Origin of the sequence: Corynebacterium sp. HMSC08C04, assembly GCF_001807495.1 — a bacterium.
In the GTDB taxonomy this organism is placed as follows: Bacteria; Actinomycetota; Actinomycetes; order Mycobacteriales; family Mycobacteriaceae; genus Corynebacterium; species Corynebacterium simulans.
Window position 1 is genome coordinate 215,366 of the sequence record NZ_KV789202.1, and the last position, 26,563, is coordinate 241,928.

25 protein-coding genes and 2 pseudogenes are annotated in these 26,563 nt (G+C 60.0%); 16 read left to right on the forward strand and 11 right to left on the reverse strand.

Annotation, left to right across the window (positions count from 1 at the left end):
- Positions 1-5 precede the first annotated feature (5 nt).
- From hpaE to HMPREF3169_RS04250, 5 genes are all read left to right on the forward strand, one after another.
- Complete coding sequence (gene hpaE, locus HMPREF3169_RS04230) at positions 6-1,520, forward strand: 5-carboxymethyl-2-hydroxymuconate semialdehyde dehydrogenase (RefSeq protein ID WP_062036572.1); 1,515 nt, start codon at positions 6-8, stop codon at positions 1,518-1,520.
- 41 nt (positions 1,521-1,561) lie between these two features.
- Positions 1,562-2,638, forward strand: a complete 1,077-nt coding sequence (gene hpaD / locus HMPREF3169_RS04235) for a 3,4-dihydroxyphenylacetate 2,3-dioxygenase (protein ID WP_062036574.1) — start codon at positions 1,562-1,564, stop codon at positions 2,636-2,638.
- Between the two features lie 107 nt (positions 2,639-2,745).
- On the forward strand, positions 2,746-3,531 hold the full coding sequence (hpaH, locus tag HMPREF3169_RS04240; RefSeq protein WP_062036576.1) for a 2-oxo-hept-4-ene-1,7-dioate hydratase: 786 nt from the start codon (positions 2,746-2,748) through the stop codon (positions 3,529-3,531).
- A complete protein-coding gene (locus HMPREF3169_RS04245) occupies positions 3,516-4,295 on the forward strand; it encodes an HpcH/HpaI aldolase family protein (protein WP_062036578.1) in 780 nt (259 codons plus the stop codon). The genes hpaH and HMPREF3169_RS04245 overlap by 16 nt, the downstream gene beginning before the upstream one ends.
- 8 nt (positions 4,296-4,303) lie before the next feature.
- On the forward strand, positions 4,304-5,779 hold the full coding sequence (locus HMPREF3169_RS04250; protein WP_062036580.1) for an NAD-dependent succinate-semialdehyde dehydrogenase: 1,476 nt from the start codon (positions 4,304-4,306) through the stop codon (positions 5,777-5,779).
- Between the two features lie 47 nt (positions 5,780-5,826).
- On the opposite strand, the gene HMPREF3169_RS04255 is transcribed toward HMPREF3169_RS04250, so the two are convergent.
- Together HMPREF3169_RS04255 and HMPREF3169_RS04260 are read right to left on the reverse strand one after the other, a co-directional pair.
- The gene (locus tag HMPREF3169_RS04255; RefSeq protein ID WP_062036582.1) at positions 5,827-6,351 is read right to left on the reverse strand and encodes an excalibur calcium-binding domain-containing protein; all 525 of its coding nucleotides are present in this window, start codon (positions 6,349-6,351) and stop codon (positions 5,827-5,829) included.
- Positions 6,352-6,400: 49 nt separating this feature from the next.
- Positions 6,401-7,345 carry an AraC-like ligand-binding domain-containing protein gene (locus HMPREF3169_RS04260; protein WP_061925398.1) on the reverse strand — a complete coding sequence of 315 codons (945 nt, stop codon included), beginning with the start codon at positions 7,343-7,345 and terminating at the stop codon, positions 6,401-6,403.
- 124 nt (positions 7,346-7,469) lie between these two features.
- Between HMPREF3169_RS04260 and HMPREF3169_RS04265 the strand changes: the two genes are divergently transcribed.
- The 7 genes from HMPREF3169_RS04265 (at position 7,470) to HMPREF3169_RS04295 (ending at position 15,156) form a co-directional block, all read left to right on the forward strand.
- Positions 7,470-8,879 carry an aldehyde dehydrogenase family protein gene (locus tag HMPREF3169_RS04265; RefSeq protein WP_061925395.1) on the forward strand — a complete coding sequence of 470 codons (1,410 nt, stop codon included), beginning with the start codon at positions 7,470-7,472 and terminating at the stop codon, positions 8,877-8,879.
- 30 nt (positions 8,880-8,909) lie between these two features.
- The gene (locus HMPREF3169_RS04270) at positions 8,910-9,173 is read left to right on the forward strand and encodes a hypothetical protein (protein WP_005530783.1); all 264 of its coding nucleotides are present in this window, start codon (positions 8,910-8,912) and stop codon (positions 9,171-9,173) included.
- A gap of 3 nt (positions 9,174-9,176) precedes the next feature.
- Positions 9,177-9,965, forward strand: coding sequence for a zeta toxin family protein (locus tag HMPREF3169_RS04275; protein WP_062036587.1), 789 nt, complete (start codon positions 9,177-9,179; stop codon positions 9,963-9,965).
- Positions 9,966-10,285: 320 nt separating this feature from the next.
- Positions 10,286-11,632 carry a recombinase family protein gene (locus HMPREF3169_RS04280; protein ID WP_246815592.1) on the forward strand — a complete coding sequence of 449 codons (1,347 nt, stop codon included), beginning with the start codon at positions 10,286-10,288 and terminating at the stop codon, positions 11,630-11,632.
- A gap of 506 nt (positions 11,633-12,138) precedes the next feature.
- Positions 12,139-12,423 (forward strand): lactococcin 972 family bacteriocin, encoded by a 285-nt coding sequence (locus HMPREF3169_RS04285; protein ID WP_046646499.1) that lies wholly within the window; start codon positions 12,139-12,141, stop codon positions 12,421-12,423.
- 5 nt (positions 12,424-12,428) lie between these two features.
- Positions 12,429-14,435 carry a hypothetical protein gene (locus tag HMPREF3169_RS04290; RefSeq protein ID WP_062036589.1) on the forward strand — a complete coding sequence of 669 codons (2,007 nt, stop codon included), beginning with the start codon at positions 12,429-12,431 and terminating at the stop codon, positions 14,433-14,435.
- The gene (locus HMPREF3169_RS04295) at positions 14,422-15,156 is read left to right on the forward strand and encodes an ATP-binding cassette domain-containing protein (RefSeq protein WP_062036591.1); all 735 of its coding nucleotides are present in this window, start codon (positions 14,422-14,424) and stop codon (positions 15,154-15,156) included. The genes HMPREF3169_RS04290 and HMPREF3169_RS04295 overlap by 14 nt, the downstream gene beginning before the upstream one ends.
- Positions 15,157-15,289: 133 nt before the next feature.
- On the opposite strand, the pseudogene HMPREF3169_RS13360 reads toward HMPREF3169_RS04295, so the two are convergent.
- From HMPREF3169_RS13360 to HMPREF3169_RS04305, 3 genes and pseudogenes are all read right to left on the reverse strand, one after another.
- A pseudogene (locus HMPREF3169_RS13360) lies at positions 15,290-15,412 on the reverse strand (IS3 family transposase); the annotation flags it as partial.
- 311 nt (positions 15,413-15,723) lie between these two features.
- The gene (locus HMPREF3169_RS04300; protein ID WP_062042866.1) at positions 15,724-17,616 is read right to left on the reverse strand and encodes a heavy metal translocating P-type ATPase; all 1,893 of its coding nucleotides are present in this window, start codon (positions 17,614-17,616) and stop codon (positions 15,724-15,726) included.
- Entirely contained in the window at positions 17,613-17,972 is a 360-nt protein-coding gene (locus HMPREF3169_RS04305; RefSeq protein WP_062036595.1) for a Cd(II)/Pb(II)-sensing metalloregulatory transcriptional regulator CmtR, read from the reverse strand. The genes HMPREF3169_RS04300 and HMPREF3169_RS04305 overlap by 4 nt, the downstream gene beginning before the upstream one ends.
- 369 nt (positions 17,973-18,341) lie before the next feature.
- On the opposite strand from HMPREF3169_RS04305, the pseudogene HMPREF3169_RS04310 reads away from it, so the two are divergent.
- Positions 18,342-18,568 (forward strand): annotated as a pseudogene (locus HMPREF3169_RS04310) (type II toxin-antitoxin system RelE/ParE family toxin).
- Positions 18,555-18,863 carry a HigA family addiction module antitoxin gene (locus HMPREF3169_RS04315; RefSeq protein WP_082787649.1) on the forward strand — a complete coding sequence of 103 codons (309 nt, stop codon included), beginning with the start codon at positions 18,555-18,557 and terminating at the stop codon, positions 18,861-18,863. Before HMPREF3169_RS04310 ends, HMPREF3169_RS04315 begins: the two are co-directional and overlap by 14 nt.
- 54 nt (positions 18,864-18,917) lie before the next feature.
- Here the strand turns inward: HMPREF3169_RS04315 and arfB are convergent, their stop codons facing one another.
- Genes arfB through HMPREF3169_RS13370 form a run of 4 tightly spaced genes read right to left on the reverse strand, consistent with a single transcriptional unit; the run spans position 18,918 to position 20,698 of the window.
- A complete protein-coding gene (gene arfB, locus HMPREF3169_RS04320) occupies positions 18,918-19,361 on the reverse strand; it encodes an alternative ribosome rescue aminoacyl-tRNA hydrolase ArfB (RefSeq protein ID WP_062036597.1) in 444 nt (147 codons plus the stop codon).
- A gap of 31 nt (positions 19,362-19,392) precedes the next feature.
- Entirely contained in the window at positions 19,393-19,983 is a 591-nt protein-coding gene (locus HMPREF3169_RS04325; protein WP_201054667.1) for a putative glycolipid-binding domain-containing protein, read from the reverse strand.
- Positions 19,911-20,366 (reverse strand): Fic family protein, encoded by a 456-nt coding sequence (locus HMPREF3169_RS13365; protein ID WP_034657303.1) that lies wholly within the window; start codon positions 20,364-20,366, stop codon positions 19,911-19,913. Before HMPREF3169_RS13365 ends, HMPREF3169_RS04325 begins: the two co-directional genes overlap by 73 nt.
- Positions 20,366-20,698, reverse strand: coding sequence for a Fic/DOC family N-terminal domain-containing protein (locus tag HMPREF3169_RS13370; protein WP_046646460.1), 333 nt, complete (start codon positions 20,696-20,698; stop codon positions 20,366-20,368). The genes HMPREF3169_RS13365 and HMPREF3169_RS13370 overlap by 1 nt, the downstream gene beginning before the upstream one ends.
- Positions 20,699-21,052: 354 nt before the next feature.
- Between HMPREF3169_RS13370 and HMPREF3169_RS04335 the strand changes: the two genes are divergently transcribed.
- Positions 21,053-22,612, forward strand: a complete 1,560-nt coding sequence (locus HMPREF3169_RS04335; protein ID WP_062036601.1) for an ATP-binding protein — start codon at positions 21,053-21,055, stop codon at positions 22,610-22,612.
- Here HMPREF3169_RS04335 and HMPREF3169_RS04340 read toward each other — a convergent pair.
- Positions 22,587-23,237 carry an MOSC domain-containing protein gene (locus HMPREF3169_RS04340; RefSeq protein ID WP_046646462.1) on the reverse strand — a complete coding sequence of 217 codons (651 nt, stop codon included), beginning with the start codon at positions 23,235-23,237 and terminating at the stop codon, positions 22,587-22,589. The genes HMPREF3169_RS04335 and HMPREF3169_RS04340 overlap by 26 nt on opposite strands.
- 29 nt (positions 23,238-23,266) lie before the next feature.
- Positions 23,267-25,783 carry a hypothetical protein gene (locus tag HMPREF3169_RS04345; RefSeq protein WP_070455779.1) on the reverse strand — a complete coding sequence of 839 codons (2,517 nt, stop codon included), beginning with the start codon at positions 25,781-25,783 and terminating at the stop codon, positions 23,267-23,269.
- Between the two features lie 134 nt (positions 25,784-25,917).
- Here HMPREF3169_RS04345 and HMPREF3169_RS13245 point away from each other — a divergent pair, with 134 nt between their 5' ends.
- Complete coding sequence (locus HMPREF3169_RS13245; protein WP_070455781.1) at positions 25,918-26,127, forward strand: hypothetical protein; 210 nt, start codon at positions 25,918-25,920, stop codon at positions 26,125-26,127.
- Positions 26,128-26,563 lie beyond the last annotated feature (436 nt).

Here is a 26,563-nt window from a genome sequence, read left to right on the forward strand (position 1 = left end):
AAGCCATGAGCATCAACAACGACGCCGCGAAGCCAAACGACCTGCCAGAGAAGATCCTCCACTACATCGATGGTGAATTCGTTGCCTCTATTGATGGCGACGAGTTCGAGGTACTCGATCCGGTAACCAACCAGAACTACATCAAGGCCGCCTCCGGCAAGCCGGCCGACATCGACAAAGCCGTTGCTGCCGCCAAGGCTGCCTTTGAGCGCGGCGAGTGGTCCAAGGCTCTCCCCCGCGAGCGCGCTCGCGTCCTCAACAAAATCGCAGACATCGTCGAGACCCGCGCAGACAAGCTGGCTGCTTGGGAGTCCTTCGACTCCGGCCTGCCAATCACCCAGGCCAATGGCCAGGCCAAGCGCGCGGCGGAGAACTTCCGCTTCTTCGCTGACCTCATCGTTGCGCAGGCCGACGACGCCTACAAGGTTCCGGGCCGCCAGATCAACTACGTCAACCGCAAGCCAATCGGCGTCGCAGGTCTTATCACCCCGTGGAACACTCCTTTCATGCTGGAGTCCTGGAAGCTCGCCCCTGCTATCGCCACTGGTAACTCCGTTGTCCTGAAGCCGGCTGAGTTCACCCCGCTTTCCGCACAGCTGTGGGCAGGCATCTTTGAGGAGGCTGGCCTCCCGAAGGGCGTCTTCAACCTAGTCAACGGCTTCGGCGAGGAAGGCTACGCGGGCGACCCACTGGTCAAGCACCCAGACGTCCCGCTGATCTCCTTTACCGGCGAGTCCCGCACCGGTCAGATTATTTTCGGAAACGCGGCACCGCACCTGAAGGGTCTGTCGATGGAGCTGGGCGGCAAGTCCCCTGCCATTGTCTTCTCCGACGCGGACCTCGACACCGCAATCGACGCCTGTATCTTCGGCGTGTTCTCCCTGAATGGCGAGCGCTGCACCGCCGGCTCGCGCATCCTCGTCCAGCGCGACATTTACGATGAATTCGTTGAGCGTTACACGGCCGTCGCCAAGCGCGTAAAGGTGGGCCTGCCTTCCGATCCGAAGACCGAGGTTGGCGCCCTGGTTCACCCAGAGCACTACGAGAAGGTCACCTCCTACATCGAGATCGGCAAGCAGGAAGCAAAGCTGGCAGCCGGCGGCGAGCGCCCAGAGGGCTTCGAAGAGGGCAACTTTGTGCAACCGACCGTCTTCGTTGACGTCGACCCATCCGCCCGCATCTTCCAGGAAGAAATCTTCGGCCCAGTCGTTGCCATCACCCCGTTCGACACCGACGAGGAAGCGCTCGAGCTGGCCAACAACACCAAGTACGGTCTGGCCGCATATGTCTGGACCTCCGACCTCAAGCGTGCGCACAACTTCGCACAGAACGTTGAGGCTGGCATGGTCTGGCTGAACTCGAATAACGTCCGCGACCTACGTACCCCATTCGGCGGCGTGAAGGCTTCCGGCCTGGGCCATGAGGGTGGCTACCGTTCCATCGACTTCTACACCGACCAGCAGGCAGTCCACATCAACCTCGATAAGGTTCACAACCCGGTCTTCGGCAAGCAGGACTAAATCCTTTTTCTCTCACCTACTTTTCACCCAAGGAGCACATCATGACCAACGTTCAAGCACCGGATATCCTGCGTTGCGCCTACATGGAGATCGTTGTCACCGATCTTGAGGCTTCCCGTAAGTTCTACGTGGATACCTTAGGCCTCGTCGTGACCGAGGAAGATGACAACGCAATCTACCTGCGCACCTACGAGGAGTTCATCCACCATAACCTGGTGCTGCGCAAGGGCCCTGTTCCGGCAGTGGCGGCCTTCTCCTACCGCGTGCGTAGCCCCGAAGATCTGGACCGTGCTGAGGAGTTTTACAAGGCCCGCGGCTGCGAGGTTCGTCGCAACAAGGACGGCTTTGTCAAGGGCATCGGCGATTCCGTTCGTGTGCAGGATCCGCTCGGTTTCCCGTACGAGTTCTTCTACGAGGTAGAGCACCGCGAGCGTCTGGCGTGGAGCTATGACGCTCATATCCCGGGCGCGTTGGTTCGCTTGGATCACTTCAATCAGATCACCCCGGATGTTCCGAAGGCCGTGGATTACATGGAGGATCTTGGCTTCCGTATCACTGAGGATATCCGCGATGAACAGGGCACCGTCTATGCCGCATGGATGCGCCGTAAGCCGACCGTCCACGACACCGCAATGACCGGTGGTGACGGCCCGCGCATGCACCACATCGCGTTCGCTACCCACGAGAAGCACAACATCATCGCCATCTGCGACAAGCTTGGCGCTCTCCGCGAGTCTGACGCTATCGAGCGCGGCCCAGGCCGTCACGGTGTTTCCAATGCCTACTACCTCTACTTGCGCGACCCGGATGGTCACCGCGTGGAGATCTACACCCAGGATTACTACACCGGCGACCCAGACAACCCGGTTGTCACCTGGGACGTCCACGACAACCAGCGTCGCGACTGGTGGGGTACCCCGGTTGTTCCTTCTTGGTACCGCGACGGCTCCACCGTCCTCGACCTCGATGGCAATCCGGTTCCGCTGGTCGAGCGCACCGATGAGTCCGAGATGGCGCAGACCATCGGCGCGGATGGCTTCTCCTACACCCGCAAGGAAGATTCCGAGGAGATGCCGGAGTGGAAGCAGGGCGAGTTCAAGCTCGGCAACCAGCTCTAAAGCTCTCATGGATGCTGGACTGTGATTTCAAGGTTGATTAAAACCCAGAAATGCGGTCCAGCTTTTCTGCATGTTTCACGTGAAACAACGAACTAAGGAATTCGACAATGTTAGATAGCAAGCAACATATAGCCATCGCGGATGAGCTGGCGCAGGCCGAGCGCGACCGCACGATGATTCCTCTGCTGAGCACTCGTTTCCCGGACATGGGTGTGGAGGATTCTTATGCCATCCAGGGTGAGTGGGTAAAGCGCGGCATCGCCGGTGGGCGGCGCCTCGTTGGCCGCAAGATTGGTCTGACCTCCAAGGTGATGCAGGAGGCAACCGGTATTACCGAACCGGACTACGGTGCCATCTTTGCGGACCAGGTCTATGAGAACGGATCCGCTATCGAGCACGCGCAGTTCTCGAACGTGCGCATCGAGGTGGAGCTCGCCTTTGTTCTCAAGGAGGACCTGGCGGGGCCTAACTGCAGCATCTTTGACGTGCTCCGCGCGACCGATTACGTGGTGCCAGCCTTGGAGATCCTCTCCTCCCGCATTGAGATGAAGGGCCGCACCATCGTGGACACCATCTCTGACAACGCGGCGCTCGGTGCGATGGTTTATGGCGGCAACCCAGTCCGTCCCGAAGACGTTGACCTCCGTTGGGTCTCCGCCCTCCTCTATCGCAATGAATCCATCGAAGACACCGGCGTCGCCGCGGCGGTGCTCAACCATCCGGCGATGGGCGTCGCCTGGCTGGCGAACAAGCTGCATGCCCACGGCGACACTTTGAAGAAGGGCGACATCATCCTCGCCGGCTCCTTCACCAAGCCGATGTGGGTGGAGCCGGGCGATGCCGTCCACGCCGATTACGGAAAGTTGGGAGCAATCACATGCCGATTCCAGTAGAACTTCCGCCAACCTTCACGCGCGCGCTTGACGACGCCCCCTTGATCGGCGCCTGGATCTGCTCCGGCTCCCAGGTGGCGGCGGAGATTGTTGCTTCCGCCGGTTTCGATTGGCTGCTCATTGATGGCGAGCACTCCCCTTATAGCTTGGAGACCATCGCAGAATTGCTTCGGGCCACAGATGTGTATGGGCCAACCCGCATGGTGCGTGTTCCGGTTAATGATACCGCACTTATCAAGCAATACCTAGATGTTGGTGCCCAGAATCTGATGGTGCCTATGGTCGATACTGCAGCCGAGGCCGAGAAGGCTGTAGCGGCAATGTATTACCCACCGCGCGGTGTGCGCGGCGTCGGCAGTGCGTTGGCTCGTTCTTCCCGCTGGAATGGTGTGGAGGGGTATTTGCAGAAGGCCGCTGAGACCGTCAGCCTGACCGTGCAGATTGAGTCCTTCACCGCTGTGGAGAACGCGGCGGAGATCGCGGCAGTCGATGGTGTTGACCAAGTATTTGTCGGCCCATCGGATTTGGCGGCCTCAATGGGGCTGCTGGGACAGCAGACTCACCCAGACGTGCTGGACGCAGTGCAGCGTACTTTCGATGCGGTCCGTGCCGCGGGCAAGCCGGTGGGCGTCAACGCTTTCAATCTGGAGCAGGCGCAGCGTTATCTTGACGCAGGTGCGTCGTTTGCACTGGTAGGAGCTGATGTCCAGCTGTTGTCCGGTGCGGCGCGTACGCTGGCGGACAAATTCTCGAAGAAAGGTTAGCAACTTTTATGACTATCAATGTTGAGCAACTGTTGGCCAAGGTTCCGACCGGCCTGCTGATTAACGGGCAGTGGCGCGATGCTGCGTCAGGTGAGACCTTCGACGTGGAGAATCCCGCCACCGGCGAGGTACTAGCCACATTGGCTTCGGGTAACTCGGAGGATGCCGTGGCCGCACTGGATGCCGCCTGTGCCGTCCAGGACGAGTGGGCGCGCACAACCCCGCGCGAGCGTTCTAACATCCTGCGTCGTGCCTTCGAGCTTGTTACCGAGCGCAAGGATGAATTCGCTGCGTTGATGACCTTGGAAATGGGCAAGCCTCTGGCTGAGGCCTACGGTGAGGTCACTTATGGTGCGGAGTACCTGCGCTGGTTCTCTGAGGAAGCCGTGCGTGACTATGGCCGCAGCTTGCCCGCACCGGAGGGCACCCTTCAGATGGTGACCCGCCGTAAGCCGGTGGGCCCGTGCCTGCTTATCACCCCGTGGAACTTCCCACTCGCCATGGCCACCCGCAAGGTTGCGCCGGCGGTTGCTGCGGGCTGCACCATGGTGCTCAAGCCAGCGAAGCTGACTCCGCTGACCGCTCAGTACTTCGCCCAGACCATGATTGACGCGGGTCTTCCGGAGGGCGTTCTGAACGTCGTGGCGGGCAAGTCCGCTTCCGCCATTTCTGAGCCGGTCATGGCTGACTCGCGCCTCCGCAAGGTGTCTTTCACTGGCTCTACTCCGGTGGGTAAGACCTTGTTGAAGGCTGCTGCGGACAACGTTCTGCGCACCTCCATGGAGCTCGGCGGCAACGCGCCGTTCATTGTTTTCGAGGACGCAGACTTGGATCAAGCTGTAGCGGGTGCGATGGGCGCGAAGATGCGCAACATTGGTGAGGCCTGCACCGCAGCTAACCGCTTTATTGTGCACGAGTCCGTGGCCGAAGAGTTCGCACAGAAGTTTGCAGCCAAGATCTCTGAGCTCAAGGTGGGCAACGGTATGGACGAGGGCGTTACCTGTGGGCCGCTCATTGAGAAAAAGGCCCAGGACAACGTCGCCGCGCTCGTCGAAGACGCCGTCGCCAAGGGTGCCAAAGTTCTCGTCGGCGGCAGCCGTGGTGAGGGTGCTGGCTACTTCTACGAGCCGACCGTCCTGACCAATGTTTCACGTGAATCACGCGTGGCGCAGGAGGAGATCTTCGGACCGGTTGCGCCGATCCTTACCTTCAGCGATGAAGCCGAGGCCATCGAGCTGGCCAACGACACCGAGTATGGCCTGGCCTCCTATGTGTTCACGGAAGACTCCGACCGTATGTGGCGCCTGGGCGATGGCCTAGAGTTCGGCCTCATGGGCTTCAACGCCGGTGTCATCTCTAACGCCGCTGCCCCATTCGGTGGCGTCAAGCAGTCTGGCATGGGCCGCGAAGGCGGCGCCGAGGGCATCGAGGAGTACACCTCGCTGCAGTACATCGGTGTGCGTAACCCATACGCCAACCGATAAGGAATATAAGAAAAGCAGCCACTCCGATGGGGTGGCTGCTTTAGGTCTTAACGAGGGTCGCGCTCGCAACCAACGCCATCGCCATCACGATCAAACTTCGACATGAAGCCAGGATCGCCAGAGCGGATTGGGCGGCCAATGGAGTTCCACACGGCAGTGCAGTTTGCATAGCTGGCGGTGACGCGAGCAGGGGCGGGTGCCATCACGCGAGGTGGGGCTGGAGCTGGCCTAGCGGCGGGAGCGGGAGCTGGTGCCGGTGCTGGCGCAGGGGCGGGAGCTGGTGCTGGAGGATTCGGAATAATTCCAGGTAGCGGATTGGGGATCATGCGCTGTTGAACAGCCCAATAGACTCCGCCCGCGATGAGGCCGGCCAATGCGAGAGCGCCAACGACAGAGCCAACAATTACCCCGGTATTAGGTTCAGAGGACTGGGAGTTGGTGGCGGTATCTTGTTCGGCTGTAACGCTCGTTTCGGAGGCAACCGGAGCGTTAACTTCTTGTGCTTGCGCTGGAGAGATAGCGCCAAATGAGAGGGCCGCTGCAAGCAGTAGGCCAAGAGATTTCTTCTTCACAAATTTGTTATGCGACCACGCAGAGCCGTATGGAGGCTAAATGGGAGATTTACCCCCATCTAGAACTCTTAAAGGGATGGAGTGCGAAACGGGCGCGATAAGCGCTGGGAGAAAGTCCGAACTCAGCCTTGAAGATGCGCGAGAAATGCGAAGGATCGTGCAGGCCGTAGCGCGAGGCGATGGTGCCAATGGATTCCTTGGCATTTAAGGGGTTTGTTAGCTCCTCCCGTACTTTCTCTAGTCGGCGGCTGCGGATATAGGAGCCTACTGATAGGCCTTGTGCGGCGAAGCGGGAATGGAGATGACGCACGGATACGAAAAGCGCCGTGGCGATACTGCTTGGGGAAAGTTCTGCATCACCCAAATGCTGCTCGATATATGAGGTGGCCTGGTTGAATAACAAATTCTTCGAGTCAGAGGCGGTGTCGACTTCAGAAGAGAACACTGTGACCAACATGTTCAAGGCGGAACGAACAAGGGCCGGGGCGTGCGGGCCTTCCAGCACGTCGAGGTTATTGGCCAGCTGCTCGAAAAGCGGCACTGCCACCTTGCCCAAGCCATGATCACGGGAAACTGGGCTCGCAGTTAGCTGCTGAATCTGCGCCGGTGTGAGGCTAAGTAGGCTCTGTGGAAAGTGAACGATAAGAGTGTGCTGCTCGACGGGATATTCAAGAACATAAGGCCGTTGAGTGACATACAGTGCTAAGTCACCGGGATGAAGCTCGCAGGTTCGGCCATCTTGCGCCATGGTGGAGCGGCCGGAAAGCTGGAGGCTGAGCTTGCAAAAGGGGGCGTCGGCAAGCGCTGCGTTTTCCCTTTTTACCGAATGGGGCGCGGTGCGCATGTCAAAGAGGGAGACCTCCCCCACCCTGGTGCTGGTGAGCTGAGCCCAAAAGGTGCTCGCCTCGGGTGCATGAACTTCCAGCTTGCCGAAGGTCTCCGAAGACGCCGCGCGCCAGGCCGCGAGGTCATAGTGCGAGGAAGGGTTGGGCATATAAGTACTATACAGTGACCTCAAGCACATTTTTGAACAAGTTTTGTGCGCTTAAAGTCAAGCGGCAATATGTGTTGTGGGTAACAATAGTCAAAACTTTGCACACCTCGACTAAGGAGAATAAATGTCGCAGTTCGCCACGTATGAAGATCTTCTCGCAGCTGTTAGCGCTGAGGATGGCGTAGAAATCATCAACCCAGCCACCGAAGAGGTTGTGGGCGTCGCACCTGAAGGCAGTGTTGAGGAGCTCAATGCGGCGGTCGAGCGCGCGGTTCACGCGCAGAAGTCCTTTGCAAAGCTCAGCGACTCTGAGCGCTGTGACCTCCTGCTCAAGGCTGCGGACGCCATTGAGGCTTCCGCGGAGCCACTGGTGGAGCTGCTCTCCCGCGAGCAGGGCAAGCCGCTGAACGGCCCGAATGCTCGCTTCGAGGTTGGTGCGTGCTCCGCGTGGCTGCGCGCGACGGCGTCCTTCGAGTCCCCTGATTACACCGCTGTCGATGATGACATCACCGCGACGGTGCACTACCGTCCGCTCGGCGTCGTCGGTGCGATTGGCCCGTGGAACTGGCCGATGATGATCACCATTTGGCAGATTGCCCCGGCCCTACGCATGGGTAATGCCGTGGTGGTTAAGCCTTCCGAGTACACCCCGCTGTCCGTCCTGGCGCTCATCAAGGTCTTTAATTCCGTGCTTCCGGAAGGCGTCCTGCAGGTTGTCACCGGTGACGGCGCGGTAGGCGCAGCGCTGACCACTCACGCGGACATCGACAAGATCATGTTCACCGGCTCCACTGCGACCGGCAAGAAGATCGTCGAGTCCTCTGCCGCGAACCTGCAGCGCCTCACCCTTGAGCTCGGCGGTAACGATGCGGGCATCGTGCTTGACGACGCCGACCCAGCCGCCATCGCCGGCGACCTTTTCTGGGGCGCGTTCATCAACACTGGACAGACCTGCGCGGCAATGAAGCGCCTGTACGTGCCGGAATCGCTTTACGACGCCGTCTGCGAAGCCCTCGTCGAGGTAGCCAAAGCCTCGCCGATGGGTGTGGGCTTGGAAGAAGAAAACGTGCTCGGCCCGCTGCAGAACAAGCAGCAGTTCGACATCGTGGACAAGCTGGTAAAGGCAGCGAAGGAGTCCGGAGCGCGCGTGCTGTTGGGCGGCGACCCTGACTATGACGCGCCGGGCCACTTCTACCCCACCACCCTGGTGGCAGATATCGACCCGGATAACCCGCTCGTCGTCGAGGAGCAGTTTGGCCCTGCTCTGCCGATCATCAAGTACACCGATTTGGACTGGGCAATCGAGCAGGCCAACAAGCTCGATGTCGGCCTTGGTTCCTCGGTGTGGTCCGCCGATCGCGAGCGTGCGCGTGAGGTTGCGGCGCGTCTCGAGGCTGGTACCACCTGGATTAACGGTCACGGCGGCGTCGACCCGCGCGTGCCATTCGGCGGCATCAAGTCTTCGGGCTACGGCGTGGAGTTCGGTACCGAAGGCCTCAAGGGCCTGGCCTACCCGCAGATTATCAACGGCTAAAACCGCCGTGGCGCTGCTATTCTAAGCGCCATGAGCACCGCCAACGTCCCGGAGATCGAGTACGCAGCCTTCGACGCAATGAAGGAGGTTGCGTCCTCGCTGAAAGCTGCCTACCTCACTCGGGCCGCTGAAGCAGGCAACGATGTTGAATCACAATGGTGGATTCGTCAGAATTGGCTGGTAGAGGACATAGTCAGTGGTGTTGATTCAACCGACATTGAAGCCATCCGCGCCGCTGCGGCTCTCTTTGCGCAGCGGCTTGAAGCCCTCTCCTCCGAGCACAAAGCGGCATAGCTTATGCTTTCCGCCGCTGATTTCCCCGTTGATCCACAAGTTATGGAGCAACGGCTAAAGACTCTGCAAGCCAGCTACTTTGGCCGATCGAATGCTCACAGTCCGTCTGTTCCAGAAGTCATTTATGTGGCGGGGCAGCCAGCGTCAGGCAAATCAACGGCTATTGAATCTGTAAAGAATGGTCACGCGGTCCTTGATTCCGATGAGGTTCGGAAGCTGCACCCCGCCCTCGACGAGATCATGGAGCGCGACCCCCTGCGCATGGACGTGCTCACCAATGGTCCGGTGCCCTATTGGATGTCCTCGCTGATTGAGTATGGCCGGCAGCACGGGCACTCCCTCATCATTGAGAACACGCTGTCCAACCCGGAATTCATCGCAGGAGAGATAGCCAAGTTTCGCTCCGCGGGTTTCCGCGTGAGGGTCGTGGGCTTGGCGGTGGCGCAGGAGGTCTCCAGGCTCGGTGTCGTCCAGCGCTACCTGGAGGCGCAGCGCGTGAGCCGCTACCCGCGCTGGACCAATGAGGTTTCCCATACGTCGGGCTTTAAGGCCATCGTCCCAGGGCTTCAAGCGATTGCCCCGCTTGTCGACGACCTCGAGATCCGCACCCGCGACGGCCGCACCTTGAGCGGTATCGAGGATATTGAAGCCGAGCGCGCAACCTGGTTCGACTCCCCCGCCATTCGTGCTGATTGGCTGGCCCGCTTCGACAGCTGCGACTTGAGTGGCCTTGAAGCGGAGAAGCTCACGCAAAACCTCGTGGCTGATGCAGAGCGTATCCGCAAACTTTAAGGCTGTGCCCGTGGAACTGCGCGCCCGGTAGGCGGTGAGAGCTTCGTGTCAAAGCGGCTGCTGGCGAGCTAGCGGTCTGCGAGGTCGAGCAGGCTGAGGATGTCGTCTGCGTGGAGTTTCGTTTCAATGTAACCTAAATGCGCTATGAATAGCGTATGACTACACGTGCTACTATTTACCTCCGTATCTCGTTAGATGCTGCCATGGACGGCCTCGCCATCGACCGGCAGCGTCAGGACTGCGAAGCCCTCGCCGAGTAACGCGGCTGGGACGTCGTGCATACCTACGTCGATCAATCGATCTCTGCATCAAAGAAGGACGTGGACCGTCCCGACTACGACGCGATGGTGGCGTCCTTTGAGCGCGGCGAGATCGACGCGATCATTTGCTGGGACCTCGACCGCCTCACACGACAGCCCGCGCAGCTCGAAGAGTGGATCGACAGGGCGGAAGAGCAGGGGCTGAAACTCGTCACCGCGAACGTTGATGCTGACCTTGCCACCGACGGCGGCAGAATGTACGCGCGTATCAAAGCAGCCGTGGCGCGCGGCGAGATCGAACGCAAAAGCATGCGCCAATCCCGTGCGCAACAGCAGCGCGCCGAGCAGGGCCGCTGGTACTCCGGCGGTGTGCGCCCGATCGGCTACACCTCCACCGGCGAGATCATCCCATCCGAAGCCGCCGCCGTGCTCGGTATGTTCCGCGCTGTCGAGAGGGGCAACTCCATGCGCGATATCGCACGCGCCTTATCTGGGGTCGATCAACCGGGCTTGCCGGACATTCCGACCACGCCGCGCCATATGCACACCGTGGTCACAGAGCGCAACGCACGCCGTCGCGCTGCTGGCCAGGAAGAAAAGTCGGTTCCCGACGCGCAGCCCTGGGCCTACACGTCGTTGCACTCGATCCTGCGCAACCCCGTGTATGCCGGCTACTCCACGTATAAGAAGGCCAAGCGCAAAGGCGTGAAGAACAAATACCGCCGTGTCACGCATATCGTCCGCGACCCCGATACCGGCGAGCCGGTGAAAGGGCAGTGGGAGCCGATCGTCACACCCGATCTGTGGTGGCGTGTGCAAAACGTGCTCGATGATCCCGACCGGCTGACAAACAAGGAGCGCCGGAACACTCGCCGCCATCTTGGCTCGGGCCTGTATGTCTGCGACGAGTGCGGCAACCCCGTGCACACGCATGCCGACCGCTACCGCTGCGCGGCCTGTGGCTTAGTGCGCACTCATAGCGTCGATGATTTTGTGCTCGCCGTGATCCGCGCCCGCCTTGGCCGTGACGACCTAGCAGACCTGTTGCCAACTGCGGATGACGACGAGGTCGACGCCATCGACGACGAACTCGCTGAGCTTCGCGCAAAGCTCGCCCGCGTCCAGGCTGACTACGACGAGGAGCTTATCGAGGCCCGTGACCTCAAGCGCGCGCGAAACCGTTATGAGCCGCAGATCGAGAAACTCGAAACGCGCCGTGCCCGCCTTGCTGGCGCATCGGCGCTGCTCGACACAACCGGCTACGCCTCGCCCGTGGACGCCTTCGACAACGCAGAGCTTGCCGTGCAGCGTCGAGTCATTAACACCCTGTGCCAGGTGCGCCTGCGCCGTGGCGTGCGCGGCACCAAGACCTTCAACCCTGAATCGGTGCAGATCGTGTGGAACTAGGTTGCAGTGTGTGGCACATCAACAATCGCGCGCATGTGCTGCGCCTTAGGGGCGGCCTAAGCAAGCGCACGACACCGTGCGCTTGCGGCGTGCGAAACTAGGCAGGAGTTTCGCGCAGCTGACGTTGGCGAGGATGACGTCAGAAGAGAGCAAGGACGAAAGGGCGTGTTGCGGGCAACCCCACTCCGTACGGGGTGAATCCAAGACATAGCGGACCAAGGACAACCACCGCCCTCCCGAGCCTAAGGCCCGTGAAAAGTACCAATAAAATTAGAAAACTGGTTCTATTCCCATTTATATTCACTTAGGGTAGCCTTCCTTTTGAGGCAATCCCGCCTCATTTCCTCTCTCAAAGGAGACTGTTATGACCCCCAAAAAAGCGCACTCGGCAGTTTGCAGCGCTGCTGATTGCCTCTGCTCTGAGCGTTTCCGTATCTAACTCAGCCGTTGCTTCCGCAGAAGAATTCCAAGACCACGGCGCCAAGGGAGGCTTTGCTTCCGGTGTGATGGCCGAGCTACTCGGCGAGGCAGCACCAGCCTTCACAACCTACTGGGCATCTGTCGGCCGGAAAGTTCGCTACCCTGCAGGTGGCGGTACCTGGGAGTACGGATTCTGGGACGCTAAGGCGCGTTCTTATTTCACCGTGAATCGGTGCCATACTTCGACTGTGATCGTCAACGACAGAAGGCAACAAAGCATCGACACCCGCGGCGGCCAGAAGTCGATCGCCGAGCTTTGGGCAACGAATTTGCCGGGCACTAAGGACAGCTACTACTACAACTTCTGCTAGAACTCATGCGTATTCGACCCCTAGTACTTGGGCTTTTGAGCCTACTTCTTGCTGCAGTCATCGCGACTACTGGGTGGCTGCTGACAGCCCTGGTTGACTCCACCAAGCCCTTGTCCTTAGGGGTCGAATCAACCTTTAGTCTTGACTACGTCGAGCCTAAGACTTCACTCGCGGAGGAACTTGAGTCAGACTACGCACCGACGGTAATCCGTAACTCACTGGTTTCATTGGCCGAGCAGAACGGCTACTCCATCTACCGGCTGACTGGCACCGATGACGCAAGCGGGACTTCCCACGAGGTTTTCATCCCGCTGGAGGAAAATTATCCAGCACCGGAACGCATTCCCCGGCTCAACCGGCCGGATGCCTTGAGCCAAGCGGCCAGTGAGCTTGGGTCGCTGGATTACCACGGTGACTACGTCTTGGTTCCCAAAGCAACGGGTGGCAATGCGAACCACTTCTACGAATCGGCCAGGAATGACGGGCTCAGGCTAAGCGAAAAGACGCAGTTCCTTCACCTCATCCAATCGGTCGTATTCCGCCTGCCCGCGTTGGTGGCGATCCTGTTTCTATTTGTCGTTTCCCTTTTTGCCCTGGTATTTGTTCTTCGGGTTTCCGGTCTTAGATTGGCAGCGCTGCGCACAATAAATGGAGGGCACCGCAGTCAAAAAGGCAATTCGCGGCAATGGACCTTTGTCATCCTCCCGCACCTAGTTCTCATTGGCCTTGCGAGTACATTCCTCGCCCGCCAAGGGAGCTATTCTTTTGCCCTCCTGTTCCTCAGGTTCTACGCCGCCGGGATAGGCTTGGCCCTGGCTACCACCGGTTTGGCCGTAGCCGTCACCGCCCCATTGTTGCGCCGCGCAGTAGCGCTGCTGGGGCAGCGTGCCCCCGCAGAGAAGGCGGCGGGAAAAGCGCTGAAAGTAATTTCGGTCTTTACCTGCGTGACCTTTGTAGCAGCGGGTCTTAGCTCAGCGGCTGCGCTCCGCTCCTACCAGCAGGAATCCGAGGCCCAGCAGACCTGGAAATCTCTCGCGGAGTTTGGAGCCTTGCATTTTTCAGCCAACTTCGACGGCCCTGCTGGCCGCGTGGAAGGAGGCGAGCTCTTGCCGCCCAGTGTGCAGCAGAACTTCCGCGACTTCGCGCTCAGCTGGGAACGGGAGCACGGGGCTGTCCTCAGCCATACTTTGCCGAAAGAAGGTACCGGTATGCCGGACTCCTGCCCCGTGGCACTTGCTAACCGCCAATGGCACGATCTGCAGGATTATCAGTTCCGTCCCGGAGACGACAACCACTCGGTCGACTATTCCGCAGCCCAAGAGCATTTCGCAGCTTCCGTGGATCTGTGGGCTCAGGAATCCGGCGACCTGCTCCTTAAATCTGCGCAAATTGGTCCGGTCAGTGCCGATCATGCGGTCGGATTCATTAGTGGAACAATGTCGGGGGAACTGGTTCCCGGCGATTGTTTTTACGTGCTTGAAACGGACGATCTATCCGGCTTCGACGCAGACTTCCTAAGCTCCACAGCTTCGAGTGAAAATTTGCTCTTCGCGGATTTCTCGGAACTGGGTCCAGAACTTACCGCTGCCGGCCTCGAAGGCTACGTGTACCCGGTACGCGCGGCCGATCGCGGTCTGGCCGAACTAGTAGCCAGCACGGCGCTGTTCTGGCTGAGTATCCTGAGCGTCCTCGGAGCTTTGCTCGCCACGCTTGCGGCCTTGATAGTCCAGGCGCGCATCCAGCTCCGAGTTCACCGTCGCCTCCTGGTACTCCTCCACAGCGCTGGGCAATCACCGGACAAAACGATGTGGCGACTATTCAAAAGCCAACTGGTCAGCCTGACAGTTGTCGTCATATTGTCCGTCCTGGCTCCGCTACTGCTTCCCAACCCGTTCCTCTACACCTTCACCGCGCTAAGCTGCCTTGTCTTAATCGTCTACCTCGGTTTTGTCCGTCTCAGTATTTCTCAGCACATGTCCGCCTCCCCTAGGAGTCACAATGTCATTGGCTAGCCCCAATCAGTCCCCCACTCTGCCGCCAGAGATTTCCACCTCTCATCTCTGTCTCGCCGCGGAGTCGACTTTTTCTGTGGGGCGCAGCACGCGGATGGTGAAGAAGTCCCTCGTGGAAAATGCAACGTTTTCCCTACCCGGGCCAGGCTTTGTCGCCATCTGTGGAGCCAGCGGTTCCGGAAAGACTTTGCTGCTCAACACCTTGGCCGGGCTCCTGCCGCCGGCGGACGGCCTCCTCCGGATAGACGGCGAGAATGCCTCCGCGTGGAAGATGAAGCGGAGGCGGAGGTTCTGGCGAGAACGCGCAGCGATAATCCACCAAGACCACGGAATCATTCCCGAACTAAGCTGCGAAGATAACCTCACCCTCGGGCTATCCAGGAAGCAATACTCCAAAGAAGAATTGCTGCACTCCCTCGGCGAAGTCGGTCTTGATGTCCCCTTCGACGGGCCGGCAGCTATTCTCAGCGGAGGCGAGCAGCAGCGGCTGGCCATCGCCCGAGCCCTGCTCCGCGGCGCGGCTTATGTGTTCGCTGACGAGCCGACCGCCTCCCTCGACCCCACAAACCGCGACCAAGTTATCGCGCTCCTGCGGCGAGCTGCGGACGGGGGCGCACTCGTTCTGGCCGCCACGCACGATGCCGCAGTTATTGCTGCCGCTGACAACACCTTGCGCATCAATGATCGCCAGGTCACAGTCTCCGGCTCTGCGCGGGATTAAATCGCGATGCCCGCGGCCTTGGCCACCTTCCGGTACCCGGCCGCATGGTCCGCGACGCTGGCGTGGGCGTTGAGTCCGCTGGGGTTGTCGAGCACGGGCCTGACCCCCGGAAAGTAGACACGTCGGGGGTTAGCTATGCTGCTTGGGTCAGTGTAGCTGATGTGAGTGCTTCGAAGTCATTGGGGGCTAGAAAGTTGCACCAGGAGTGCCGTCTGCGGGTGTTGTAGCGCATGCACCACCGGAAGACTTCTTGGCGACTGATGTCGAAGTGGTCGAGTTCAAGTTCAACGTGTAACGCGAGGCGCTAATGACGTTTCGCGTTATTGGGGGTAGGTTGAAGAGCGCTGTCTCTAACTCCGGTTTTCGTTCGGCCTCGGTCCATTCCGCTACCTCGTGTGAAGAATCTGCAAGCGTTATCGGGCCGTTGAACTATTAGGTTCACCCACAGTTCCCGTGCCTGCACGCATCGAGAAGGACCAGGTGGTGAACTCGAATGACTCGCCTGGTCCAACGTGTGTGTGCGCTCGGCGCGTGGTTTAACCCTTATAAGACTTGCCGGTCACAGCCTCAGCGTTTCGCTCGTGCAGCCCGCAGGCCGTTCAAGATCACGATGACTTCGGCGACTTCGTGTACTAACACGACGGCGGCCAGGCCCAGTACACCGCTGATCGCCAGTGGCATCAACACGATGATGATAGCCAGAGACAGCACGATGTTTTGGTTGATGATCCTGCTGCCTCGGCGGGCGTGCTGCAGCGCCTGCGGGATCAGCCGGAGGTCGTGGCCAGTGAAGGCGACGTCAGCGGACTCGATCGCGGCGTCAGAGCCGGTCGCTCCCATCGCAATGCCCACCGTTGCGCCCGCCAGTGCCGGCGCGTCGTTGATGCCGTCGCCGATCATCGCCGTCGGCGTCTTGGAGGAGAAATCGGCGACGATGCTTGCCTTGTCCTCCGGTCGCAGTTCGGCGCGCACGTCGTCGATTCCGGCGATTTCAGCCAGCGCCCGAGCGGTGCGAGTGTTATCACCGGTGAGCATGCTCACTTCCACGTCGTTGTCGTGCAGGGACTGCACGGCATCGGGCACCTCGGGCCGCAACTCGTCGCGCACCCCGATCGCCCCGGCGAGAGCGTCATCGACGGTGACTAGGACGCAGGTCTGGCCTTCGGACTCCATACGCTCAACGTCCGCCTTCAGTGGCCCGGCGTCGATCCATCGGGGGCTGCCGACCAGCACCCGTCGGCCTTCGACGGTGCCGCCGATGCCATGACCGGCTTCCTCGCTGATATCCAAGGCGGTGGGCGCTTCGGGCTCCGCTGCCACGATCGCCGCGGCGAGGGGGTGCGTCGATTGCTGCTCAACCGCCGCCGCGAAGGAAAGCACCTGCGCCCGATCGAATCCGTCTGCCGGGACCACTCCGGTAACCTCGGGCTGGTTGCGGGTAAGAGTTCCGGTCTTGTCTACCGCTAGGTGACGGATGCCGCCGAGTCGCTCGAACGCCGCGCCGGACTTGATGACTACTCCGAACTGGCTGGCCGCGCCGATCGCGGCCACGACCGTCAGCGGCACGGAGATTGCCAGCGCGCACGGCGACGCTGCGACCAGGACCACCAGCGCACGGGTGATCCAAGTCTCTGGGTCGCCCAACAGCGAGCCGATCACGCCGACCAGCACTGCCAGGATCATCACCCCGGGCACGAGGGGTTGGGCAATTCGGTCGGCGATCCGGGCGCGGTCGCCCTTCTCCGCCTGCGCCTGCTCGACGAGGTCGACGAGTGTGGTCAGCGAGTTGTCCGTTCCAGCTGCGGTCGTCTCGACCTCCAGCACACCGGCGGAGTTGATCGCTCCCGCGGGTACCTCGTCGCCGGGCGCAACCTCCTCCGGAATGGATTCTCCGGTGATCGCTGAGGTGTCAAGGCTGGAGCGTCCGGACCGAATGATGCCGTCCGTGGCGATCCGCTCCCCGGGGCGTACGACCATTAGCTCGCCAACCTCAAGGTCCTTCGCAGCGACCTCGGCCGTCGTACCGTCGCGCAGGACGGTCGCGGTTTGCGGTACCAGCTTCAACAGTGCCCGCAGTCCGCCTTGGGCCCGGTCCATCGCCTTGTCTTCAAGCGCCTCGGCGATCGAGTACAGGAACGCCAGCGCCGCGGCCTCTCCGACGAAACCAAGGATCACCGCGCCGACAGCGCTGATCGTCATAAGCAAGCCAATGCCGAGCTTGCGCTTCGTGACAAGGTTCCGGATCGCTCCAGGTGCGAACGTGTAAGCGCCTAACAGCAGGCCAAGCCAATACAGTACCGTTGCGGGCGTCTCCAAGTCGGACCAGTCCAGCGCCAGTCCTGTAATGAGGGCTACGCCGGAGAAGATCGGTAGCAGTAGCTCGGGGTCCTTCCACCATGGCCGATCGAGCTCTTCGATCTCCGTGGCGGGTTCGTGTTCGCATCCACATGCTGAACTCATGCGTCCGTTCCTTTCTCGCCGCAGCCGGGCACCGAGCACTCAGTGTCGATGCAGGGGGCATTCTCGTCGACGGCCAGCGTCGCGTTGACCAGCGCTTCGAGCGCCGCCGCGAGGTGCGGATCGGCAATTTCGTAGCGGGTCTTACGGCCCTCCGGCTCAGCGACGACGATGCCGCAATCGCGTAGGCAGGACAGGTGGTTCGAGACGTTCGAGCGCGTCAGATCCAAGCTTTGCGAAATCTCGGCCGGGTAGGCCGGACCGTCGAGTAGGGTCATCAGGATTCGGGAACGCGTCGGATCAGCCATGGCCCGGCCGAGCCGGTTCATGACGTCGAGGCGTGAAGCAATAGTCAGCATGTACTGAACAATACAACGTGCGCTGAACTATTCAAAATGCACTGAACTGACGGTTGCGCGAAGGTCCGGCGACCTGCAGGAATTAGTCGATGGGATAGAAGATGACTGATCCTTTGTGGTTCGGCTGCCACCCAACGCGGGAGCGACGTGGGCGGCGAGGTTCTCAGAATCTTCACGTTGACGTCTACGCCATCCCGCAAAACCTTTACGTGTTTCCATGCGCCCATATGTTCTCTGTGTGCTGACGTAATTGCAGTTTTCTGATTGTTGCAGGCTAACGAGAAAGTAACTTTGCAACAACATACCGTGGAGTTCAAATTTAACGTGTAGCGTTATTGATGCTTCGCGTTATGGGGGATAGGGTGAAGCATGATCCAGTCGTTCGCTGACAAGGACACTGAGCGTCTGTGGAAGCTGCGCCAGCTTGGGTACGCGCAGACTCTTGATGAGTTACGGATTCCCCGGGAAACCGGCTCGAGGCGTTGAAAGGTGATCAGCGGGGTAAGTTCAGCATTTGAATCAACGACCAGTGGCGGATCTGTTTTCGGTGGTCCGCCGCGGGGCCAGAGGAGGTTGAGATCGTTGACTACCACTGACAAGCTCCCTCCGGTTCACCCCGGTGAGATCCTCATGGAGGACTTCCTTAAAGGAATGGGGATCACCCAGCACAAGCTCGCCGTCTCCATCGGCGTTCCGCCCCGCCGGATCAACGAAATTGTTCACGGTAAGCGCGCTGTAACCGCTGACACGGCCCTTCGTCTAGCGAAGTTTTTCGAGATGAGCCCCCAGTTCTGGCTCGGGTTACAGGCTCAATATGACTTGGACGTGGCGGAAGACAAGACCCTCTCGGAAATCGAGCGGATTCACCCGGTCCAAGCTGTCTCAGCGTAGCGGTTACCCGAACCAGGTCCGTCAGCGTGAGGATATGCACGCGGATGGTTCGAACTAGGGAATTTGGGGCCGCCGTCGCGTGGACTTGAGTTCCGAGCGCCGCTTTTTCGCTTCGAGACGGCGTCGTACCGAGCTCCGCGTCGGCTTGGTCCTGCGCCGCGGAGGAGGAGGCGGAGCGAGCGCCTCGCGCAAGAGGGCGGCCATGCGTTCGCGTGCCTCGGCGCGGTTGCGTACCTGTAATCGCTGGGTCGATGCGGTAACGGTAAGGACGGTGCCGTCTAGGCGGTGCTCGAGGTTGTGAAGGACGCGGCGACGCTGGGCGTCGGAAAGCGATGAGCACGTAGCGATATCGACGGAAAGCTGCACTTTGCTGTCCGTAGTATTGACGCCTTGGCCGCCTGGTCCCGACGACTTCGCGAACCGCTCCGTCAGGTCGGCGGCGACGATCACGAGACCCCCAGGGATCCCTGGGCCAGGCGCGATGGTCAGGTCGTTCATACCGCCCAGCTTAGTTAGCGTTGTTTCCGGATCAGACCCGCCGTGCGAGATCAGGGTAGTGTACGACCACTCCGTCACCGTCGACCTCCAACTCGACGTCGACTCCCCGTGTTCCGCTTTCATATCGGGCAGTTTCAGCATCGACGGAGCTGTAGTACTGGTCTGATGCGATCACCTGGAGGGACGGTATATCAATCCAAGCCATGATCAGCTGCGTTTTCGGAACCTGAGTCTCAAGCAGCGTCAAGCGACGAATAGGCATTGTGTTGGTGAGAGGGCACAGACCGAGATCGCAATCGAGTGCGGCTTTCAGGTCGGCTGACTGGACGATACCGGGGGAGGGCAGCTCTTCAGGCTGGGCGCCCTCTTCATTGGTTTCCGCCGACCACACGCCTTGTTCGGACCTTAACAGCTCGAGGCTTCGCCCCCATCCGTCGCCTTCAACGTTCACCGACACACGTTCGGTCATCCAGTTCTCCGCGGCGCGCAGCTCCCACGTGGCCTCGTATCCATCGCCGTATTGCACTCCGGAAGCGGTCAAACCGGCTCCTAAAAAATGAACTGCGGCCTCGTTCCGGATGAGGGGAGTCTCGACATGCTCCCACTTATACGTGCGCTCCATGGTGAGGATTTTACAACGCTCGATGGTGCGAAAAGGCAGGTAGCTTTCGATTTGGACCGCGTACCGAGGAGGAGGCTTACCGGCAGAATGGTGTACTTCGTAAGCCCGCGGCGCAGAAGAATTCCATGAATGAGAGCAGGGCCAACGTGCCCGTTGCCGTCTGCAAAGGGATGAATCGTTTCAAACTGAGCGTGAGCAATTGCGGCCTGGATGAGAGCACCGTGCGAAGCGCCATCGAGGTAAAGACATAAGTCGTCCACGAGGTCATGGACTAGGCCTGGGGGCGCTGGGATGAACTCGGCCCCAATGGGTGTGTGGTTACTTCCACCAATCCAGTTCTGAATAGTGCGAAGACCAGTGGGGATAGAGCCCTTCTCCCCCATCAACTCTCTTTGGAGCTTTTCAAGAAGGTCGATGGAGATGTTGGTTCGGTGGCAAAGCTCTTCTCAATGGAACACAGAACGGTGAGGTTACGCGCAACCTCTTCCGCGCTTTCCTTAAAGCCGCGGACTTCCTCCTTTTGGGCGAGTTCCGCGAGGACAACCTTGTCGACGTTGGGCGCAATACCTTCAATGCGTGAGGAAGAAATCGCCTCAGAACGCATGAGTAAGCGGGCCACAGACTCCAACTGGCCAGAAGCAGCATGACGGTTGAGATCCAAGATCTCTCGCTCGATACGTGCTGCCCGGCTGGTGAGCTCTGGGGAAAACTCCATGCCTTACTTACAAGATGGTCAGGGACATAGGCTTGAAAAGGACCTCCGGCCTTATCGCGCCGGGGAGTGCCGGAGCCTGATTCGGGGATCCAGCTCTCGGTAACGTAGTGAGGCTTGTAGAGGCTATCCATTCGTCAGACAGCAAATGAGTGGTTGGATAACTCTTATCCAACCACTCATTGCGGTTTATGCGCTAGATAAAGCTTAAACATACGGGGTTTCAGGGCCATAATTTGGCCTCAATGAGAATGTCAATGACACCTCAATGGGAAGATCAATGAGAAGTCTTGTCATTGAAGAGGAATGAAGTTAGCATTGAGCCGTCATTGTTAACATTGAGGGCGGGTATTCATCGTGAACAATTGGTCCGAGAATCAGCTGAGAGAGCTATTGGCTGAGCTTGAGTTGCGCGGCGGTGATTCAACAACAGTCGAGGTCAAAACCGCTCAAGGGGGCATTCCGGACTCTCTACCGCAGACATTGTGCGCGTTCGCAAACATGCCGAGTGGCGGCCTTATCATTCTCGGTGTCAATGAGAAGGAAGGATTCATTGTCACTGGCATTGAGAATCCTTCGGAGATGGAGGCTGCTCTGGCCTCGCAGGCGCGTCATGCCATCACCCCTCCAGTCACAGTGCATACCGACAGTGTGGCAATAGATGGCACGCATGTCGTGATTGCGGAGGTTACGGGTCTTCCGATTATTGATAAGCCTGCTATCTACAGGGGAGAAGCGTATCTTCGAATGGCTGATGGGGACTACCGTATGAGTGCCTCGGAGCTGCGCATGATGGACGTGGCAAAGCTGCATGCCGAAGAGGCAGTGTCCTATGACACGACGATTGTGGAAGGCACGAGCCTTGCAGACCTAGATAGCGACGTGGTGCAAGATTTCTTGGTTCAGGCGCGGAAAAAGAATCGGCGACTATCGGGACTTACTCAAGATGAGGACGTCTTACGGGCGCTAGCGGTGACGACCGCGACTGGAGAGCTGACCCTTGCTGGCCTGTATGCGCTGGGTTTCTATCCCCAAGGACATTTTCCCTCCTTAGCAGTAACGGTGGCGCAAAGGCTACCAAATGGTTCGAAGCACGGGCGAGTGCTGGGGTTGGAGACCTTTGAGGGGCCCGTTCCGGTGCTGTTGAACTCGGTAATGGGATGGGTAAGGCAACGTTTAGCCGCCGTACGGCGATATCGAGAGGACGGATCAATGGTGGAAGTTCCTGAACTTCCCCTTCCGGCCATTCGAGAGGCCGTGGCTAATGCATTGGTGCACCGTGATCTTGGGCCAAATACGTTGGGTGCGGGTAAATCGATTGATGTCCGCCTACTACCGGACAAGATGGTTATCTCCAGTCCAGGAGGCCTACGGGATCTGACGGTTGAACAGCTCAAGTCGAGAGATCTGGCGCGCCAGGAGATTAACCAGCGGCTCTATAGACTGTGCCGATATCTCAAAGCAGACGATGGCTCTTTTGTTATTGAGGGCGAAGGCGGCGGCGTGCAGCTCATGCTGGATGCCGCGCGAGAGCAAGGACTACCGGAGCCTGACCTGATAGATTCTGGCGTGCAATTTACGGTGAAGATGTGGCGGCCGGACACTCGTGGAGAGGCCCGTATCTGGGAGCCACTACGCAAGGAGGAATCAGGCACCGGCCCGGAACGACGAGTGGATGCACCAGTGACCTTGGAACGCCTGGGTGTTAACGCCCCGCGCGTAGCGGAGGCGCTGCGTACGGCGGCACAACCGCTGTCTATCGGCGAAATAGAAACAGCCACAAACCTTACTCGAGCGCAGGTCCGATATGCGCTGAAGTCACTGGTGAAGGCACGATTCGTGCGTATGGATGGCACGCGCGGTTCACAAGCGACAACCTATGAATGGCTAGCTAACCGCGGGGCTGCAGGCGCTTAACCAGCTGATCGTGGTGGACTGCGGCAAGGCAGCCGGCGTCGACGACGCGCCGGGCTAGCTCCTTGTCCCCCATCTTGGCGGCAAAGGCCATGCCCATGGTGATGTCATGGTCGGGGCGGCCGATGAGCGTAATCTCATCGCCTGGGTTGATGCGGCCGGGCTCGATGATGCGCAGGTAGGAGCCGCAATCGCCGCGCTCAGTGAAGGACTTGAGCCAGCCGGGCTCGTCCATCCAGCCGGAGAAGGTGGCGCAGGGCGTGCGCGGAATGGAGACCTCGAGCACGCACTCCCCCACCTGAATCTGCTGGTTGATCAGCATATTCGGCCAGGAGATCCCCTCGGTGGTGAGGTTCTCCCCGAAGTAGCCATCACGCAGCACGCGGTTGAGCGTGCCCTCCCAGTAGTCGAGCTCCTCGCGGGCATAAGCGTAGACGGCCTTCTCGGCACCGCCGTGGTGGGCGTGGTCACCGATGGAATCCCCCACCACGCCGGAGCCGTCACCGTAGTTGGGCCCAGGTATCTCCAGGTCCAGGAAGGGGCGTGGCTGCTTATCGATGCCCGTGTACTCGTGCCGCCCGTGCGGCTCCGGGCGGCGGACAGCGACGTTCGTGGAGATAACCTTCATGCTCACCCATTGTGGCACACCTCACGCGCTTACACGTCGCGATCGCGGAAGAGAGCTTCGGCCGTCACGAGGTCGTAGAAGAAGAGGCGGGGGGCGAGCGGCATGACGTCGGCAAGCATGGGCATGTCCTCCTTCAGCAGGGCGTTTTCCGGGATGGCGCCGTGCGCCACCGCGCGGGAAGCCAGCGCGAAGGCGTAGGAGATATACGGCATCCACGCGGCGGCGTTGAGCTCGTCGGCGGTGTTGCCGCTGCCAAAGGCGCTCAGCGCGATGAGCGTGTGGCTCATGGACATGTCCACGCCGGCTTTCTGAACAATCGAGGTCAGGGCCGTTGCATCCTTGCGCAGCTTCTCCACGGTGCCCAGGGCATCGAGCGGGCCGTTGTTAGCAAAACATTCGCGCAGCGCGACGATGCGGGCGGCCTCGCTGGTGAGGTCATCTACCTCAGGCGAGGGGCTCGGTGTGGTGGCGGCCGCGAGCAGCATCGGGCGCGTCAGGCTGTCGACGCCCGAGGTGCGCACGGTGGCGAGCTCTTTCGGCAGCGCGGTATCGGAAGCGACGGCGCCCAAAAGGCCCGGGTAGTTATCCGTTGCTGGGTTATCGCTGGCGACGTCCATGTGGAACAAACGGGTGCGCACCAGGGAACGAGCCTGCTGGTTAACGCTCACACCAGACTGGCCCAGTGCTTGCACGGCTGCGGCTGGGTCGAGGCGCAGATTGTCGATGATGCTGTCGAACATCGCCTGCAGGCGCGGGTTCGGGCTGCGCTGCGAGAGCACGTGCAGGGAACGGAAAGCGTCCCAGAGCTCGAGCGGGGTCCACTCCTTTGAGGCCAAGGCCGGCTCGGCGGCGTCGGTGCCCACGACGAGTGAGGCGCTCGACGGGCGCGCCGGGGCGGCGAGGTTGGAGGAAGCCTGTAGCTCGCGGACGTCGACAAGCAAAGTGCCCTCGAGCTCAGGAGCTTCGAAACCGGCCTCGTTTGGCTCAAGGCGGGTTGGGGCAACGGTTGGGTTGGCCAAAGGCCACGCCCATCCCACGAGGTCAACGGGTTCTTCGAGGTTCTGCTCGATCTCGATGCCCTCCCCAATCAGGCCGCGGCTGGCCAATGGGGACTTGCGGACGGTAGCCAGCGCAGCATAGATGAGGCTCGAGGAAGCCGATGCCTCGTACTCCAGCACGCGGCGCTCCATGCTGCGGCTCAGGTGCGCGGCGCGCTCCTTCTCAGGCAGCTCGGCGAGGTAATCCTCGTAGGACAGCGTGGACCACATGAGGAACAGCTCGCAGGAAGCCTGCTTGCGCACGGCGCTGACCAAAGCGCCATTCGGCACGGACAGGTTGCGCACCGGCTGAGTGGTACGGGAGGTACGCGCGAGCTCCTTGATCTTCTGGCGGGAGTCGATGGTGACGAACTTCGCCAGCGGTAGCGGGCGCGGGGAATGGACGCTGAACTGGGCGTCCTGGTCCAGTTGACCTGCCAGGATGACCGGCTTTTCGTAGTGGATGGTCGGCTCCAAGCCGATGCGTTTGACGCGGGTGAAAAGGGCCTCCGGGATGACGTCGAATTCCAGCTCGTAGCCGGCCTCGCTGGCCACTACCTCGCGGCGGGAGACCTCCGTCTCCTCGAAAGTGCGAGCCTTCTTTTCCAGTACGATCGGCTTCTTCGGCGGCGAGGCGAGCAGGTAACCAAACGCGGAGTGCTTGCCTAAGGCATCGATGAAGCGGAAGTCGGTACCGCGCGGGCCCTCGTTCTTTGCGCGCATGTGCAGGCCCTCGGCCATGGAGATAAAGCGGACGTCGACAAGCGTGTCCTCGTGGTACAGCGAGACCTCGTAGCGGCCGACCCACGGATCCTCGTAGAGATCGGAGGGGAACGCTTCTGCTATGCCGGTGCCGAGGGTTTGCTCGGAGATCTCTTCCTGCTCGCCGTCGACAGGCGCATAGACCAAATCGAGGCGCCACTCCCCTTCTTGGTGCAGCGTTACCTTCGGCGACTGCGTATAAATCGGCTCGCCGTCCAGGCCCTGCGCATTGGGCAAGGTCTTTACGGAAAAGTCCCACTCAAAGAACACTTGCTTATCGATGTCCACCGGCTCGCGCTGTGGCACCTCTACGCGCTGCGGGAGTGGACCAAACTCCCAGCCCGCCCAGATAGCTAGCGGCGTGGCATCCTCCAAGGTGCCCTGTGGGGCGAGCAGCGTGGTCTGATCGTGAATGATAAACGGCGCATCGCTGCTGATACCGGTGAAGTTAAACTCCGGTGCGAGTGGTTCCTCGCCGTCCATGAGGGTTACCTGGATGGACTTGAAGGGGCCGGGAATGCCCACGCGCAGACGCTCGCCGGCTTCGAAGACGCGGACGGAGTGTGGGCGATCGATGAAGTGGGATTCGACGCGCCACTGCGGTTGCTCCAGTTCGTGCTCCATGAGGTCTGGCAGTGCGATATCCAGGATGCGAGTCTTTGGGTCAAGGCTTAGGCGAGGAGCCTGTTCGAGATAAGAGGACTGGTCAATTGCCGTGGTTTCCAAGCACAGAGTCTCCGCATTCATTTGCCCCATAATAGGACAAATCGCAGCGTGTTGGTAGTGCGCTGGTAGCGGGCTGTGGCGGCTTGTGCAAGGTCATGACGGTTTTGGGCTATGAACTGCACAGTGTGCGCGCCGCCTGGGCCTCGAATTCGTGATTGGGTACTGAGCGTGCGTTTTATCGTCTCACGCGGCAACTGCTGGACCTCGTCTGGAATGCAACCGCGCTGGAGGGAAATACCTTTACGTTGCCGGAGCAGCGCACGCTTCTCGATGGCGTAACCGTCGGCGGAAAGGACCCAGCTGAGCAGCAACAGATTTTGGATTTGTCGGCTGCGTCGGGCTGTTTCGTGGTGATGGCTCAGTAACCGGTGACGGTGGGGGGGTGCGCCTCATGAACGGTGGATTTGTTGAGTTTGATCCAGCTGCGGAGCTGCATGCTGCACATGCTGAGTTGCTCGACTCCCTGGCGTTGCTTGATGCCCAATTGAACGTGGACTGGCCTACTTCTGCTCTGCCACACGTAGCCACTTCTACTTCGACGGCAATAAGCGAACAGCCCGGCTTATGGCTTCTGGGATGCTCATGTTCGCGGGGTCAGGTCCAATGGCCACCGCCCATTTTCAGAACAGTAACCATCAAAGCGTCAACCATCACCCGACTCATAGTGTCAGCTATGAGTCGGATGATGACATTGGATATTAAGACGTCGAAAATGATAATAGCAGCTTGAGCCCTTGAGCCCCTGTTGAGCATGGGTTTTGTCGTTTCTGGGGTTGTTCGTTGGCTCGCTGGAGGTCCGGT